The following is a 286-nucleotide window of genomic DNA, read 5'->3' as shown; positions in this document are numbered from 1 at the left end:
ATCGCATTGGCGGAGGATACGGCGAGCTTGATCAGGGTCGCCCCCAGGGCGCCGATCTTGCGGAAATCCTGATGGACCGCCAGTCGCGATCCCCACCAGAGGCCGGGTTCGGCCTGATGGATGCGCACCGTTCCGACCAACTGGTCGGCGGCAATGCCGAGCATGGAGAGAGCCACGATCGGGATGGCGTCGTCGTCGATCGCGTCGCGGTCGTCGCCTTCGAAGATCTGCTGTTCCTCGCAGAAGACGGCACGGCGTAGCGCATGCGCTTCGCGGCGCTCCCAGG

General features: G+C 66.1%; 1 protein-coding gene. It reads right to left on the bottom strand.

Features of this window, described 5'->3' with window-relative positions:
- Window positions 1-286, bottom strand: a 286-nt coding sequence (locus AF337_RS30255; protein WP_342028461.1) for an MSMEG_0567/Sll0786 family nitrogen starvation N-acetyltransferase, incomplete at both ends; no start/stop codon positions are given.

Origin of the sequence: Rhizobium ecuadorense, from assembly GCF_001187535.1 — a bacterium.
Classification (GTDB): Bacteria; Pseudomonadota; Alphaproteobacteria; order Rhizobiales; family Rhizobiaceae; genus Rhizobium; species Rhizobium ecuadorense.
Note: the sequence above shows the minus strand (reverse complement) of the source record. Positions and strands in the feature narration are given on the sequence as shown.